A 390-nucleotide genomic window follows, 5' to 3' on the forward strand; every position below is an offset into this window, starting at 1 on the left:
GGATGTCTGGTGATTTGTAGTCATAAATTTTAGTCCCCACTTGTTTTTAAGTGGGGACTAAATTAAGGCTTATAGGATGAATTCATAAGGTGTGTTCAGCGGACGCTTACGCATATCCATAGGTCGTACGATGTAGTGCCTTTCAACTAATGCACTTGGTTTATGACCTGATATCTGTGCTAAAGATCCTTCATTGATTTTTGCCCAAATAGCTAACGTTTTATATGATCTCCTCAATCCATGGGGAGTAAGTTCAATATTTAGTTTTTTACATATTTTCTCGGCTTTGTTGCACAAAGATTTGAAATGCAAAGCGCCCCTAATTGAGCCAAATTTAAGGCGTAACTTGGGTAAGTGGTCGACCTAATTCCGTAAATCTGTTAAGGACTG

Annotated in this window: 1 pseudogene; it reads right to left on the reverse strand. The window is 38.5% G+C overall.

Annotated features, from left to right (window positions below):
- Positions 1-69: 69 nt before the first annotated feature.
- Positions 70-285, reverse strand: a pseudogene (locus L6C30_RS14780) (integrase); the annotation flags it as partial.
- Positions 286-390: the final 105 nt, after the last annotated feature.

The sequence above is a fragment of the Acinetobacter sp. KAM396 genome (assembly GCF_021602765.1).
Taxonomy (GTDB): domain Bacteria; phylum Pseudomonadota; class Gammaproteobacteria; order Pseudomonadales; family Moraxellaceae; genus Acinetobacter; species Acinetobacter towneri_A.